Origin of the sequence: Steroidobacter gossypii (assembly GCF_016801985.1) — a bacterium.
Taxonomy (GTDB): domain Bacteria; phylum Pseudomonadota; class Gammaproteobacteria; order Steroidobacterales; family Steroidobacteraceae; genus Steroidobacter; species Steroidobacter gossypii.
In genome coordinates, this window is the sequence record NZ_JAEVLS010000002.1 from 342135 (window position 1) to 356416 (window position 14282).

The 14282-nt window shown below is 61.8% G+C and carries 12 protein-coding genes; 6 read left to right on the plus strand and 6 right to left on the minus strand.

Translation table 11 applies throughout. The annotated features are described in order from the left end of the window. Window positions 1-2 precede the first annotated feature (2 nt). The 4 genes from JM946_RS08850 to JM946_RS08865 all read right to left on the minus strand — a co-directional run bounded on the left by JM946_RS08850 (window position 3) and on the right by JM946_RS08865 (window position 6151). Window positions 3-1910 (minus strand): rhamnogalacturonan lyase family protein, encoded by a 1908-nt coding sequence (locus JM946_RS08850; RefSeq protein WP_203166926.1) that lies wholly within the window; start codon window positions 1908-1910, stop codon window positions 3-5. Window positions 1911-1975: 65 nt separating this feature from the next. Further along, a complete protein-coding gene (locus JM946_RS08855; protein ID WP_203166927.1) occupies window positions 1976-4465 on the minus strand; it encodes a TonB-dependent receptor domain-containing protein in 2490 nt (829 codons plus the stop codon). An 83-nt stretch (window positions 4466-4548) separates the two neighbouring features. Next, on the minus strand, window positions 4549-5592 hold the full coding sequence (locus JM946_RS08860) for a FecR family protein (protein WP_203166928.1): 1044 nt from the start codon (window positions 5590-5592) through the stop codon (window positions 4549-4551). Further along, entirely contained in the window at window positions 5567-6151 is a 585-nt protein-coding gene (locus JM946_RS08865; RefSeq protein WP_203166929.1) for an RNA polymerase sigma factor, read from the minus strand. The genes JM946_RS08860 and JM946_RS08865 overlap by 26 nt, the downstream gene beginning before the upstream one ends. 340 nt (window positions 6152-6491) lie before the next feature. Between JM946_RS08865 and arsN2 the strand changes: the two genes are divergently transcribed. Then, entirely contained in the window at window positions 6492-6983 is a 492-nt protein-coding gene (arsN2, locus tag JM946_RS08870) for an arsenic resistance N-acetyltransferase ArsN2 (RefSeq protein ID WP_203166930.1), read from the plus strand. A 105-nt stretch (window positions 6984-7088) separates the two neighbouring features. On the opposite strand, the gene JM946_RS08875 is transcribed toward arsN2, so the two are convergent. Next, the gene (locus tag JM946_RS08875; protein WP_203166931.1) at window positions 7089-8075 is read right to left on the minus strand and encodes a nuclear transport factor 2 family protein; all 987 of its coding nucleotides are present in this window, start codon (window positions 8073-8075) and stop codon (window positions 7089-7091) included. A 132-nt stretch (window positions 8076-8207) separates the two neighbouring features. Here JM946_RS08875 and JM946_RS08880 point away from each other — a divergent pair, with 132 nt between their 5' ends. The 4 genes from JM946_RS08880 to JM946_RS08895 all read left to right on the plus strand — a co-directional run bounded on the left by JM946_RS08880 (window position 8208) and on the right by JM946_RS08895 (window position 11443). Beyond that, window positions 8208-9098 carry a LysR family transcriptional regulator gene (locus tag JM946_RS08880; protein WP_203166932.1) on the plus strand — a complete coding sequence of 297 codons (891 nt, stop codon included), beginning with the start codon at window positions 8208-8210 and terminating at the stop codon, window positions 9096-9098. A gap of 79 nt (window positions 9099-9177) precedes the next feature. Then, window positions 9178-9750 (plus strand): hypothetical protein, encoded by a 573-nt coding sequence (locus JM946_RS08885; protein WP_203166933.1) that lies wholly within the window; start codon window positions 9178-9180, stop codon window positions 9748-9750. 212 nt (window positions 9751-9962) lie between these two features. After that, window positions 9963-10568 (plus strand): type IV toxin-antitoxin system AbiEi family antitoxin domain-containing protein, encoded by a 606-nt coding sequence (locus JM946_RS08890; RefSeq protein WP_203166934.1) that lies wholly within the window; start codon window positions 9963-9965, stop codon window positions 10566-10568. Beyond that, window positions 10565-11443, plus strand: a complete 879-nt coding sequence (locus JM946_RS08895) for a nucleotidyl transferase AbiEii/AbiGii toxin family protein (RefSeq protein WP_203166935.1) — start codon at window positions 10565-10567, stop codon at window positions 11441-11443. Before JM946_RS08890 ends, JM946_RS08895 begins: the two co-directional genes overlap by 4 nt. A gap of 961 nt (window positions 11444-12404) precedes the next feature. Here the strand turns inward: JM946_RS08895 and JM946_RS08900 are convergent. Then, the gene (locus JM946_RS08900) at window positions 12405-13280 is read right to left on the minus strand and encodes an aldo/keto reductase family oxidoreductase (RefSeq protein ID WP_203166936.1); all 876 of its coding nucleotides are present in this window, start codon (window positions 13278-13280) and stop codon (window positions 12405-12407) included. Between the two features lie 94 nt (window positions 13281-13374). Between JM946_RS08900 and JM946_RS08905 the strand changes: the two genes are divergently transcribed. Further along, window positions 13375-14274: a LysR family transcriptional regulator gene (locus JM946_RS08905; RefSeq protein ID WP_203166937.1), complete on the plus strand. Its 900-nt coding sequence runs from the start codon at window positions 13375-13377 to the stop codon at window positions 14272-14274. Window positions 14275-14282 lie beyond the last annotated feature (8 nt).

Sequence of the window (14282 nt, forward strand, 5' to 3'; positions counted from 1 at the left end):
TCTCAACGTGAGTGGTGCCGCGCCGTGTACCTGATATTCGGCATGCGCGGAGTCGTCATGCCGTGGCCCAGGAAATAGTTGACGTTACTGGACTGCAAGTAGCCCTTGAGGGTCATGTCATTGCGGTACTGAGGGTTGTGGGCCAGCGTGTAGAGCCGAATGTCAGTGGGCTGATCCGTTGTAAAGATGAGCAACTCATCGAACGCCGCGTTGGTCAGCAGCACCTCTTCGCGCCAGTCGCCATGGATGTCGGCAATCATGAGCGGGTAGACGGAGTTGCCCAGAGCAGTGGCGGCGCCGTAGTCCGAGGTAGTCACCAGACGGGGCAGGGCCCACGGATCGGCCGGGTTCGCGGGATCCCATTTGACGATCCTGGCGTCTCGGTTGGCCGGGGTGGGATCGGTGGCGAATTGTTCCCGCAGCAGGTCGCCATCCCACCACACGCCCATGTGCGGCCACGGCTGTTTGGATGTATCGGGCTCGACCAGCTGATTGGTTGCCGCGTTGTACACGCCATTGGGCGTACTGGTGTAATTGACCTCGCCGTTGATGGACCACGTTTCCATTCCGGGGAAGCGCGGGTCGATGTCAGCCACCATTCCGCGACCGGCATCCGCACCCGGTGCGGTTGCGAAGTGCTGCCAGATCATGCTGCCGGTGTTGGCGTCGTAGTAATAATCGAGCATCCCACTCGGGTGGTCCTGCTGGATGCCATAGCCTTCCAGTCCAGGCCGCGCGGGATCGATATCGGCGAGGAACCAACGATCTCCGTGAATGATTCCCTGCGGGGCGAGCGTGTAGCGCAGAGAGCCATCGCCGTTGAGCAGAAACCCGATCTCGCCAACTTCGTCCTTGCCGTCGCCGTCCACGTCGGCGATGCGCGTGTTGTGTCCGTCGGGAAGATCCAATCCGCTTGCGCCTCGATCGAATTTCCAACGCTGGGTCAGTGAGCTTCCGTTGTAGCTCCAGGCGGTGTACTGAAGATTGAAGCCGCCATTGCCGACGCGGTTCTTCATGTAGGCGATCAGACTTGGGCGCAGACCGTCGAGGTAACCTACGCCGAAGCGAGCATACATCGGCCCGTCCACGATGTGATCGTCCGGCACCGGCGCCGTCGCTTTGGCCGCGCCAGTGCGGCCATCGAGAATGGCGATGGACTGATGCAGGTCGTCGACTTCCGTATGCGTGCTGCCGTCGCCGAAGACAACGCCATTGGCGACGCGGATGGCCACTTCGGCCCGGCCATCGAGGTCGAGATCGAACACTGTGACGCCGTCGTTATGGCCGACGTTGACGGTGGACGAACCACCCTCGATGTTATTTTGATTGGTGCTGTTGGGTCCGAGGTTCACTTCCCATAGAAAGGTTCCGTCACTGCGATACGCCTCGATACGCTGCGGGACGGCCTGACGGTCCAGTACGTAGTCATAGGCGCCGTCGCCGTCGAGGTCACCCACCCATACAAACTTGATGGGAGGACCGGCACGTAACGGAACACGAACGATCGGCTCGATCGCGCGATTGGCCGGCAGATTGAACGCAGCGCTGGCTGGTAGTTTCAGCGGACCGAGCGTGGGGCGCACGCGATAGGCGTTCATCTTGCTCAAGTCGGCGGTGGTGTCGAGGAAATTGGTGCCGCCGCTCAGCTGCTTCTTGTTGAGTTTGCGGAACGGGCCACCATGCGTTGAACGCTCGACATCGAAGGTGAGGAACTTCGGATCCAGCCCGAGCAGGCGCCAGCTCACCAGCACCTGCGTATCGCTGGCGCGCACAGCGACGATGCCGCGGTCGAGATTCTCAAGCGGTCGCGCACGAGGGCCGCCGCTGCCGCGAGCATCATCCGCAGCAGCAACCGAAAAGCCTAGAGCGAGTAGCGTGGTGACACCCACGCGCAGGCGCACGTTGCCCATCTTCCTTCTCCTTGGTTCAGATGTGGGACACTTTTCCTGGCAGGCCGGGTTTTGCAGAGGCAGCTTTAGAACTCTTTGGTCAAGCGCACTCCGGCATGGCGTTCGAAGTCGCGCGGTGGCAGGAAGTCGACGGCCGGCTGCCCACCGAAGGTGCCAGACTGATTGCCGATCGCCACCACGTAGCCCTCGTCGAAAACATTGTTAACGAACAGACGCAGCGTCCATCCGCGATCGACCATGCGCACGCCCGCGCTGAGATTCACGATGGTGTAGGCGTCGATCGGTGTGGACGGATCGACGCTGGGGGTGCGGCTCTGCCAGCTCAATGCGCCGCTGAGCAAACCCTCGAGGTCGCCGGCGATCGGCACAGTGACATCGAAGCCGGTGTTTGCACGCCATTGCGGCACGCCGAGCCGCGTGCCCGATAGATCCTGACGAGGAGGCGTGCCGGTGCAGCCTTGCGCGGCGGTCTGCCCGGGGTAGCAGGTTGCCGTGGGATGGTCGATGAACTCGGCGTCCAGATAGGCGAGGCCGCCGAACAGATTGAACCTGTTGAACAGGCGCGCCATGAAGTCGACCTCGACGCCGCGCGTCCGCGACTCGCCCGCGTTCGTCAGCCTGAAGGTGGGAACGCCCTGGATGTCTTCGATCGACTGGATCTGCAGATTGCGATAATCGGTATGAAAAATCGTGCCGTTCAGGGTGAAACGACGATCGAACATCTGGGCGCGGAAGCCCGCTTCATAGGCGTCCGATTTTTCCGCCAGAATCGGGCCGAGATTCGCGCGTGTCTGATTGAAGCCGGTGGTCAGGTCGTAAGCCTCGCCCTTGTGGCCCCGGGCGTATGAAACAAACATCATCAGATCGTCGCTCAGATCGTGTTTCACGCCGACGCGATAGGTGGTCACCTCGTCGGTGGAGTCTCCCGCAAAGTGCGCGACGGGCGTCGTGCGCAAATCATTGAAGGTGTAGTCGACCTTCTCGCGCTGGCCGCGCAGCCCAAGGGTCAACGTCGTGCGAGGCACGAATTCCCAGTCCGCCTGGCCGAAGAGTGCAATCTGCTCTGAGCCCGCGGTAGCGTTCCATTCCGCCAATGAGAAGGCAGGGCCACGCTTGTACTCGCGGCGTTGCTCCGAGTTTGCGTAGAAGAGGCCCGCGGTAGTGCGCACGGCTCCGCTCGATGGCGAGAGCAGCCGAATCTCCTGCGTCAAAGAATCGGCGTCGAATCTGCCGTCGGCGAAGTTGCGCAGCACGGTCGTCTGGGTGCGATCCGAATCGATGCGATCGAAAGACTCATATTCATCGTAGGCTGTGATCGACAGCAGGGTGAAACCCTGCGGCAGATCGAAGCTCGCCCGCAACGATTGGCCAAAAGCTTCCGAGCGGAACAACGGCTGATCGTCGAGCGTCACCTGCAGGTTGTCCGATCCCGGCGTGATGCCCGGCATGATGATGTCGCGCGTCTGGGTCGCATTGCCCCGCAGGCGCACATCGGGTGACAGCACCCGGTAGGTATAAACAGGATCGGAATCGACCTCGGCATAGTTGAGGTTGAGATCGAATGACATTCCAGCCGAGGGTTCCCACACCGCACGCAAGCGCGCACTGGAGTTCTCCGAACCGTTGACCGTCTCGCCGGTCGTCAGGTTCGAGACATTGCCGTCGAACTCGCGGTAGGCTGCGCCAAATCCGATGGAAAGCTCCTCCGTCACGGGACCCGAGAGAGAAATGTTTCCGGCATATTCGTCGTCCGAAGTGGCGCTGATCGAGGCGCGACCTGCGAAGCTGTCGCCCGGCGCCTTGGTCACGATGTTGATGAGTCCCGCCGAAGCGTTCTTGCCGTACAGCGTGCTTTGCGGACCGCGCAGCACATCGATGCGCTCGATGTCCGTCAAATCGGAGAACGCCCGTGCCTGAAAGGCGAGCGGCACGTCGTCGATCTGAATGGCGACGGCGGATTCGACGCCGATACTGAACGCGAACGTGCCGATGCCACGAATGTTGATGGATGCGTTCTGGGCGGAGTCGGCGGGGCGAATCGAAAGCGAGGGCGAAACTTTCATCAGCTCGCCGAACTCGCGTACGTTGGCTATCTCGAGCTGCTCACCGGTCACCGCCGTGACGGCGAGCGGAACATCCTGGATGTTTTCCGCGCGCTTCTGCGCGGTGACGATGATTTCTTCGAGCGAGCTTCCAGGGTGGGCGTCACTCGCGGTCTGTCTGGGATCCGCCGCGGGCGCCACCGCTGCCGGGGATTGTGGCTTCGCGATGAGGATCGCTCCGGAGGGATCGATGCGCATCGTGAGCGACGTGCCTTCGATGAGCTTCGAAATCGCCTGTTCCGGAGTCAGCGCGCCCTTGGCGCCTTGCGTACGCAAGCCTTCGAGCTGATCCGCCGAGAAGATCAGTTCCATCCCGGTTTGCTTCGCGAAGGACTCCAATGTCGCCGCCAGGTCGCCGGGCGGAATATCGACGGCTTGCGCTTGCGCGTAGGCCTCGGCCCGTATCATCAAGCACAGCAGAATGGCGGCCTTCAAGGATCGTGTTCTGGTCATTCTCGTCCCCCTGCGGCCGACTGGGTGTCTGCGGCCTTGGATACCGGGACGAACGACTCGGACAAATCCGCAGCTCGGGGACGCTACTTCGCTCTCAACACGATGCGTGCGTCGCTGAATTCAGCCCGAATGTCGAATCCATCCTCGAGCAGGCGGGCAAACGCGTCGCCGTTGGCAGCCCGGAAGTTACCGCTGATGCGTGTGTCGGCGATGCTCGGATCTTCGATCACGATCCGGCGGGTGTTGTAGCGGTTGAGCTCCTGGACGGCCTCTATCAACGGCGTTTCATGAAACACCACGAAACCGGTGCGCCAGCTCAGCGCTTCCTCCACGCGCTCGACGGGTTGCGTCTGCGTGAGCACGCCTTCGCCTCCTCGGGTGTAGCCGATGCCGCCGGAAGCAATCTGCGCCAATGGGACCTTCTGATCGCCTTCCTGCTTTTCGATTCGCACGCGGCCTTCGCTGACGAGCACGCGCACCTGATCGGCGTCCAGACGCACGGCGAACTTGGTTCCCACCGCGACCACTCGCAGGGATCCGGAGACCACGACGAAAGGCCGCTGCTCATCTTTGAACACCTCGAAGAATGCCTCGCCCTGCTCGAGTTCGACGCGCCGTTCGGTGTCGGTCACGGCCACGCGAATTTTGCTGTCCGTGTTCAACGTCACCTTGGAACCGTCGGGCATCGGTATGGATGAGGCGACGCCGATGTCAGTTTCATAAGTCGAGCCGCGCGACCAGTGAAGCATTGCCATGACGCCGACGATCGCCAGCACCAGGCTTGCCGCGACCGCCGTGATTGCTCGCAGGGAAGGGCGCCGACTTGCTTGCTGGGCGGGTGGCGTCGTTGTGGCGGGAAGCTCATCCTGCCGGGTCGCGAAATACGGCGAGTGACGCCACTCACCCGGCGATGGAAGCTCGCCTGGTTTGAGTCCGGCGCCGAGCACTTTGAGTCGGTCGGCCTGCCGCCAGGCGCTTTCCAGGCGAATGAAAGCAACGCGATTCGCGGTGGACGCGTCGAGCCAGGCAGCCAGCTCCGCGGTTTCTGTGGCGGTGAGTTGCCCCGAGTCGCGTCGAGCCAGCCATTGAGCGGCCTGCGCTTCAATCTGAGCGCTGCTGCTGTTCATACTCGTCATCCTGTACCTGCAACGGCGCGTCGGCGCCACGCTCCGACGCCTTGTCGCCAAACAGCGCTCGCGCCAGAAGTCTGACCCCCTTGGTGATTTGTTTTTCAACGGCGCCTTCGCTGATCCCGAGGCGCTCGGCGACCTGCCGCTGCGGCATGCCCTCGACCTTGCGCAGCCAGACCACGTTGCGACATTGCGGAGGCAACCGATCCATCGCGTGAGCGAGCCGGCTCAACTCCTGTCGCGCGCTGGCTCGGTGTTCGGGCGATATCTCATCTACCAGGACGTTCAAAGCCTCCAAATCCGCAGTCGCCTCGATCGAGACCACGCGCCCGCGACGGATGCGATCGGTCATGAGGTTGCGAGCGGTGGTGAATACGAAGGACTTCGGAGACAACGGACGTGACTTCGCCGCCGCCTCATACACGCGAACATAGATTTCCTGGCGCAGATCGTGGATCTCGTCGCGACGCAGCCAGGTGCGCGCAAGATACCTCAGCAATGCCGCTTCGAGCGGCAGGATCTCACGCGCAAACCAGGCATCCAGCGATTCGGCCATTCGCCCTTCATACCGCCAATCGTTGCGGAAATCCACGCAGCTAGCTCACGTTTATAGGCGCGACCGCCGCGATGTGACTCGCAAGGGGGGATTTCAGCTCGCCTCTCGTCTCTATCAGATTGGCGTCGCGAAACTCCGGGGCTGCCAAGCGCCCAAGGTCCGGCGGGTGGGACAGTTCCTTGGCATTACGATGATTCTCGTAATATCGTAGAGATATGGAAACCCAGCGTGCAGTCGAAGCTCTGGGGGCTCTGGCCCATTTCGGCGCAATGAACAGCCTGGTCGGCTATCTGACGGAGGACTGTTGCGCCATTAGCGCCGAGAATGCGTGTGCCACTGCATGCAAGCCCACTGCGTTGTCAAAAAGCAGCAAGCGGAAGAAGGTTGGGTAGCCATGTCGAATGAATGGGCAATTCACCCCAGGCCGCAACGCGCGCACATCGTCCCGCTGCTGGAAAGTGCAGCACTTCCGACGTGCGACCTCACGGACGACGCCATGAAGGATTTCTTCTATGTGGGACCAGCGATGGCGCCCTTGGCCATCGTTGGCGTGCAGCTCTACGGTGTTGACGCATTGCTGCGATCCCTCGTGGTGAGTCCCGGGCATCGAGCGCATGGGCTGGGTCAACGACTGGTTGAGCACGCCGAGCAGCATGCACGTCAGCAAGGCGCGAGGACTATCTATCTGCTGACAACCACTGCCGAGTCTTTCTTTCGAGCGCGTGGCTATCTCGTCGCAACCCGAGACAGCGCGCCTTCTGCCATTCGATCCACGCCCGAGTTCTCCGGTTTGTGCCCAGCGAGTTCGGCCTTCCTTGCGAAACGTCTTTGATCCGAGGTGTCGATCATGATCCCACAAGAGCCGCTTGAGGCATGCCTCCGGGTTCGGGATTGCTGATTGGCCTCGGCGCGCGCTTGCCGTCATTGCTGGTGGACATCATGTCTCTCCCAGCTTGATTCTTTGGAGCACAGCCTCGTAGGCCTGCAGGTCGAGAAAGGCCGTGACGCGCGACGCCTTGTCGCCGTCCATTTCGAACAACCACACGTAGCTGTTGGCGTAGGGCTGTCCATCAATGGCCACGCCTGAGCCATCCCAAACGACCGCGACGTGATTGCCCCCGGACAGGATCTGGCGCACGGTGGGTCGCATCGGCTGTTTCAAGCGCTTGGCGAAGGGAGCAACGGCCTCAGCCAAGAATGCCTCGCGCGATGAGTAGGTCTTCGCGTAACGGCCCGAGCCTTCGATCGTCCACACAGTGTCGTCGCGGAGCACGTTGTTGAAGAACGAGTTGCCGCCGGCCGCCCAATCGTCAAAAGCCATGCGCAGTACCGCGACCGCCCGTCGCTCGTCGGTTCGTGCGCCGGGCTCGATGATGATCGTAGGCGTCAACCGAGGTTGGCTTTGCAGGATGGCATCTGCCCGCGCAACGTCGAGGTCGTCTACCGCGTTTTGCTCGCGCACGATCCGCCAGCCTTTATCAGTACAGCGCCACACCGTTTGCGATTGCGCACGCGCGGCGTTCACCTTTCCATCCCGACCTTCCAGTCGTGCAATGAACTCCAGCGAGCTGGTGGCAAGGTCGCGGCCATGGATCACATGAGGGCCGTCGGTGACGGCATGACGTGCGGACTTGAAGCTGTCGAAGGTCGCTTCGAAGAACGATCCATATTGACGCGCGCTGCGTGCGACGCGCTTCTGCGGATCCCAGGAATCGTGGATCACGACGCCCTTGCCGTCGAAGTCATAGAAGCGGCCCAATTTTTCCTCGAACACGAAGCGTGGGTCGCCCTCGCGGCGCTCCCAACCTTCTAGAATCCAGGCGGCGTGTAGATCTGCCACGGAGCCCGAACCTTCAACCGGGCACGCCGGGGCGCCGCCGCTCAGAGCGGCCATCGCAAGAGATACAAACAACGGATTGCCCATGCACCCTCCGATTGGATCAAACTGTTCGCGGGCGTCGATGCCCGGGTGCTGCAAGGGTGCAGGCAGACGGCCGTAGAATACAGGCACTCACGGGCGACACGGTGTCGCGTGTGATTGAACAATGGTGCAATCATGGTGATCGACCTGAATCTGCTGGCGATTTTTTCCGCGGTGGCTGAAGCGGGTAACTTCAGTGCCGCGGCTGACCGGCTGGGGTTGACCCGCTCGGCGGTGAGCCAGGGCATCCGCCGGCTGGAAGCGGAGATCGGCCAGCCGCTGTTTCTGCGCACCACTCGCAGCGTTCGCTTGACCGAGCGGGGCGAGGCGATTCGCGGCCGTGTTTCAAATGCTTTGCGCGACATTCACGCCGCGGTGGAGGAAGTATCGGGATCGGCCGAAGCGCCTCGGGGACTGCTGCGCGTGGCGGCAACTTCCATCGCCGAGCGCTTTCTGTCGGGGCCGTTGATCGCTTCCTTCTGCGATGCCTATCCCGAGATCACGCTCGATGTGACCGTGACCGATGATGAGTTCGACATCGTCGCCGCAGGCTTCGATGCCGGCGTGCGGCTCGCGGAGGCCATCGAGCACGACATGATCGCTGTGCCTTTGACCGGCGAGCAGAAGGAGGTGGCGGTCGCGACTCCAGCCTATCTCGCGCGCCACGGTGTGCCGGAACATCCGCGTGACCTGGTGAAACATCGCTGCATCGGCTGGCGGCCGAGCTTCGATTCACAGCCGCACCGCTGGGAGTTTTCGCGCGACGGAGAATCGTTCGCGCTGGACGTAGAACCGCAGGTCACGACCAACGACATGCTCCTCATGATCCGCACCGCTCTGGCCAATGGCGGCATCACCTTCGGCATCGAAGAAACATTCCGGCCCTATCTGGCACGCGGTGAACTGGTGTCAATCCTCCAGGACTGGCTGCCGCCGTTCGCCGGCTTCTCGCTTTTCTTCCCAAGTCGCCGCACGGTCACACCGAAGCTCCGCGCACTGATCGACCATATCCGGGCGAAAGCATGAGCTACAAGGGCTATGCAAGCCGAGTAGCAACGGCGAATATCTATGTCAGTGTTGTCCATCTGCAAAGGGACGAGTGAACGTGGCGCTTCGAACCGAGTTCTTCGCTGACCTGGAGGATTTGAAGCTCACCCTCGAAGCTTTCAGGAAGCTCGGCGAATTTCGTTACACCGCGCTTTCAGGCGCTGTCAATGCCGAGCTTGCCGAGTACCGCGATCCTTTGTCGCTCATGGAGGTCGGCATAGTTACTCCCGATACTCCCGATCGGGGCGCCGGCTATATGATTACGGAGAGGTCGGTGACGATCACCACGCGCCGGATCGAGATGTTGGACGGATCCGGCTTCAAGCGGACACTCGATCAGAGCTCGAACCCCGACTCGGTTCACATCGCCTTGGGCGGTGAGCTGGGAGCGCGGATCTTGATCGGTAGCATCCTGGATACTCACGGCGATACCGAGCGGGCGCGCGCGACATATGCTCTGTTCAAGAAAGTCATCGTGAAGCGATCGAAGCGGGTGTCTAATCGCCAGGTCATGCCCGGCGCCATGCAAAAGCTGGAGCAAGGATGGAGGCTCACCGCGGACAAGGGATTCCATCCTGGCCTTGACTTGAGAAAGCCTTTGCGCCTTGAAAAATCCGTATGCCTGAAGTAGTGACTCACGCCGGGCAGAGTTAGGTGAAGCCGGGCGCGTTGCGGTGACAGGCTCAACGTACGTTGATGCCTTCGAGAAACAAATCCACCAAATGGGCGACCCGCGACTTCGATGGCGCGTCATGGCGGTCTGACCCTCGGTGCGCGCATTAGCCCGGGATCGGGCTGTGGCAAAGTGTTGACAGTTGTAGACATCTGCTTACACTCAGCCACATGGCAAGCTCGATCAAGCGCAGGGTGCTGCGTCTCGCAGGCCGGCGGGGAGGCGCGACCGCCCGCGATTACGCTGAGGCGGGGATCCATCGCCAGGTCCTTACCCGATTGGTGGCATCCGGGCATCTGGAGCGCGTTTCTCGGGGCGTATATCGTCTACCCGACCGGTCAATCACCGAGCACGAGGGCTTAGCTGTCGTTGCTGCCGCAGTACCTCAGAGCACCATCACCTTGTTGAGCGCGCTGCAATTCCATGAGATTGGCACGCAGCTTCCATCTCAGATATGGATTGCTCTCGACCGTCGAGCGCGACGACCTGCTCTGAAATATCCGCCCATACGTATCGTTCGGTACAGTGGCGCCGCGCTGACCGAAGGGATCGAAACACACCGGGTTGAAGGGCAGCCAGTGCGAATCTACAGTGCAGCGAAAACGATCGCCGATTGTTTCAAGTATCGGAACAAGATTGGGATTGAAGTGGCGTTGGAAGCTCTGCGCGAAGGGTGGCGGGCACGCCGTTTCACCCTGGACGAGTTGGATCTTTATGCACGCGTTTGCCGCGTCCAGCTCGTGATGCGGCCCTACATCGAAGCTTTGGTCGGATGACTTCGGCGCGCGATGGGCTCGCACGGTCGCTGCAGGTCAAGCTGGCGCAGCACGCGAAGCGCATCAGCGCGGACCCCAACCTCGTGCTTACCCGCTACGCTGTTGAGCGCTATCTCTATCGACTGTCGCGCTCTGCCCATTCCGAGAAGTTCGTTTTGAAGGGCGCGCTCTTGATGCTCGCTTGGATGGGAGACTCGTTCCGTGCAACGCGCGATGCGGACATGCTTGGCTTCGGAGACGTATCACCTGAGTCCCTGGCTGGGATATTCGCAGAGATCTGTACAGTGCCGGTGGAACCCGACGCGATGACCTATCTCGCCGATACGATGCGGCTGGAGCCCATCCGCATCGATGACGATTACGGCGGTCATCGCGTGACGCTGATGGCTCGCATGGGTGCTGCCCGCCTGCGAGTGCAGATAGACATCGGCGTCGGCGACGCTGTCGTGCCGGCGCCGCAGTGGATCGAATATCCGAGCCTTTTGAATCTGCCGAAGCCTAGATTGAAGGCCTATACACCTGCGACCGTGATTGCCGAGAAGTTCCATGCGATCACGGTCCTCGGAATGCTCAACAGTCGCCTGAAGGACTACTACGACCTCTGGTCGCTTTCGCAGGGATGCGATGCGAGGCCGACCGCCATTGCCAAGGCGCTCGAGGCTACGTTTCAACAACGGAACACGGTCTTGCCGGATAGTTGGCCCGTAGGACTCACGTCGAAATTCGCGGACGATGCGGTGAAGCGGCGACAATGGATTGCGTTCCTGGAGAAAAGCCGCGTCAGCGCTCCTACGCTGGCAGAGTCAATTGACGCGATCCGACATTTGCTTTCCGAACCACTCAAACTCGCGCAGAATTCTTCCCTGTCATCGTAGTGTCATGAGGCAGCTGCCGGGCTATTTCTCTCGCCTTCAAAGGCTCCCGCACCGTGATTTGTACTGCGATCAAGCGATCGAGAACCTCACGGAGATTCAGGAGGTGGGTCGGACCAATCCGGACTGTCCTGAGTAGAGAATTTCGCCCGGGCGGCGCAGAGCGAGGACTATCGGACCTTCTTCCGTCATCTGCTCGGCCGCGGTTGGATCGCCTTCGAGATCTTCTGTCGTTTGTTGATCGTGCGGGGGGAACGCGTCGGTCGAGCAGCTCTTCAAGTGGGTCTCGTTCTTCCTGTATGGCGTCTTTGGGCTGTTCCTGGTGTTGACCCCGGGAAGTTCGGCGATCGGATCGCGGCGAACTTCGCGCTCGATGCACCAACGGACGTGGGCCTTCGCGGCCGTGACCTACACTTGTTACAACATCGTCGGAGCCGTCGCGAGCAGATGGCAGATGGCACAAGCGAGGCCTGGGCCGTCCATGGCCTGGTGCCTGGCGCCGCAGGCGTTACTGGGCCGGGGGTTGCTGCGGTTCGGGGGTCGACTCCCCGAACGTGGTCGTCGTTCCCGGTGCAGTGTCGGGGGAGGGCGCAGGTTGTTGCTCGGCTGCGGGCGTGGCAGCGGTGCTTTCTTCGGCGCGCTCGCCACATGCCGCAAGGAGTGTGACCGCGAGCGTTGCTGCAACAAATGACTGTAGCTCGATCCGCATGGTGCCTCCTGTCGCAATAGACCAGGTTCCGAGCCTCGATTAAGAGCGCATGCCGGTGGATTGTCAAACGGGTGATCGATGGTCGCCTGCAGGACGATATTCATCTCGGGACGCCCGCACGGATGAATGCGTTGCCAGACCTAATACGCGATCGTGCCGTTGCCGAGGGGCTGGCGGGAACTGCATACGTCAACGTGCCATCGACGTGGGGTGATGTGGGCGCTGCCCGATGCGGGCCGTTGACATCGATGGATCTCATGGCGCCGGCTCGGGGGATCCGATCCGGTTCAGCACGTCCAGTGCGTCGGTCGGCAATTGCAGGTTAGCGGCGGCGAGATTCTCACGCAGATGGGACACCGACTTGGTGCCGGGGATGAGCAGGATGTTCGGCGAACGCTGCAGCAGCCACGCGAGAGCGACTTGCATGGTCGTGGCGGCCAGTCTGTTTGCAACATCGGACAGCACGCCCGACTGCAGCGGCGAGAAGCCGCCGAGCGGGAAGAAGGGCACATAGGCGATGCCTTCCGCCGCAAGATAGTCGATCAAAGCATCGTCGTCGCGATGTGCCAGGTTGTAATAGTTCTGCACGCAGACGATATTCGCGATCGCCCGCCCTTCATCCACCTGCCTGCGCGTCACATTGCTCAGACCGATGTGACGGACCAGTCCCTGACGCTGCAGTTTCTCGAGCGCCGCCAGCGGCGCCTCGATGGAGCCTTCGGCCGGCCCGTGCACATCGAACATGATGCGAAGGTTGACGACGTCGAGCGCTTCCAGCCCCAGGTTGCGAAGGTTGTCATGCACGGCGCTCGCGATTTCGTCGGCCGACGATGCGACATTCCAGGATCCGTCCGGGCCGCGCTTCGCGCCGAACTTGGTGACAATGACCAGGTCGTCGGGGTACGGGCTCAGCGCTTCGCGAATGATCTGGTTCGTGATGTGCGGCCCGTAGAAGTCGCTCGTGTCGATGTGATTGACCCCGGCGGCAATGGCCACACGGAGCACTTCGACCGCTGCCTGCCGATCTTTCGGCGGGCCGAACACGCCGGGGCCGGCGAGTTGCATGGCGCCGTAGCCCATCCGCTTCACGGTGCGGTCGCCGAGCTTGAAGGTCGAGTCGAGGTGAGTCATATCGTGTCTCCTTGCCGATGGGAGGAAGCGTACACAGGAGTCCCGAGTGCGATAATCTGGCTCAACCTGCACAACCTGTTCGGGAATTCGAACGATGATGGCCGACCTGAGCGACCTGGCCGCGTTCGTCGCGGTGGCGCGCGCCGGCGGCTTCCGGGACGCGGCGCGCACTGTAGGCAGCAGCGCATCCAGTCTCAGCGAAGCGGTACGCCGGCTGGAGACAAAACTGGGCGTCCGGCTGCTCAATCGAACCACGCGCAGCGTTGTTCCGACGGAAGCGGGCGCGCACCTGCTGGAGAAGCTCGGCCCAGCGCTGGGGGAAATCGAGACGGCGCTGGATGTGGTGAATGGCTTTCGCGATCGGCCGGCAGGCACGCTGAGATTGAATGTGCCGATCAGTGCTGCACGGCTGGTCCTTCCCCGGATCGTGCCGCCGTTCCTCGCGGCTTACCCGGACATCAATCTCGAAATCATCGCCGACGACAGCTTCGTCGACATGCTGGCCGCAGGCTGCGATGCCGGGATTCGTTACGAAGAGCGACTCGAACAGGACATGGTCGCGATCCCCATAGGCCCGCGCCAGCAGCGCTTCGCGGCGGCGGCGGCGCCCTCGTATCTCGATCGCAAAGGTCGTCCCGAGCATCCGCGCGACCTCATGAGTCATGCCTGTCTGCGTGGTCGCTTTGCGAGCGGCGCGCTGACCGAATTCGAGTTCGAACGCGACGGTGAGATCGTGAAAGTGGAGCCCAAGGGACCGCTGATCGTGCGCGTGGGCGCCGCCACCGACCTTGCCGTCGAGGCTGCTGTCGCGGGTGTCGGCATCATTTATCTGTTCGAGGACTGGTTGCGCCCGCATCTGGATAGCGGTGCGCTCGAGCCAGTACTGGAGCCATGGTGGTTGCGCTTCTCCGGCCCTTTTCTGTACTACCCGAGCGGTCGCTACCTGCCGGGGCCCCTGCGTGCGTTTGTCGACTTCATCCGCTCTAGCAGCTGACGCAGTTG

Coding starts and splice junctions, on each gene's coding strand:
- JM946_RS08850 (WP_203166926.1), bottom strand. CDS start 1,910: ATGGGCAACGTGCGCCTGCGCGTGGGTGTCACCACGCTACTCGCTCTA.
- JM946_RS08905 (WP_203166937.1), top strand. CDS start 13,375: ATGATGGCCGACCTGAGCGACCTGGCCGCGTTCGTCGCGGTGGCGCGC.
- JM946_RS08875 (WP_203166931.1), bottom strand. CDS start 8,075: ATGGGCAATCCGTTGTTTGTATCTCTTGCGATGGCCGCTCTGAGCGGC.
- JM946_RS08895 (WP_203166935.1), top strand. CDS start 10,565: ATGACTTCGGCGCGCGATGGGCTCGCACGGTCGCTGCAGGTCAAGCTG.
- JM946_RS08865 (WP_203166929.1), bottom strand. CDS start 6,151: ATGGCCGAATCGCTGGATGCCTGGTTTGCGCGTGAGATCCTGCCGCTC.
- arsN2 (WP_203166930.1), top strand. CDS start 6,492: ATGCAAGCCCACTGCGTTGTCAAAAAGCAGCAAGCGGAAGAAGGTTGG.
- JM946_RS08880 (WP_203166932.1), top strand. CDS start 8,208: ATGGTGATCGACCTGAATCTGCTGGCGATTTTTTCCGCGGTGGCTGAA.
- JM946_RS08860 (WP_203166928.1), bottom strand. CDS start 5,592: ATGAACAGCAGCAGCGCTCAGATTGAAGCGCAGGCCGCTCAATGGCTG.
- JM946_RS08890 (WP_203166934.1), top strand. CDS start 9,963: ATGGCAAGCTCGATCAAGCGCAGGGTGCTGCGTCTCGCAGGCCGGCGG.
- JM946_RS08900 (WP_203166936.1), bottom strand. CDS start 13,280: ATGACTCACCTCGACTCGACCTTCAAGCTCGGCGACCGCACCGTGAAG.
- JM946_RS08855 (WP_203166927.1), bottom strand. CDS start 4,465: ATGACCAGAACACGATCCTTGAAGGCCGCCATTCTGCTGTGCTTGATG.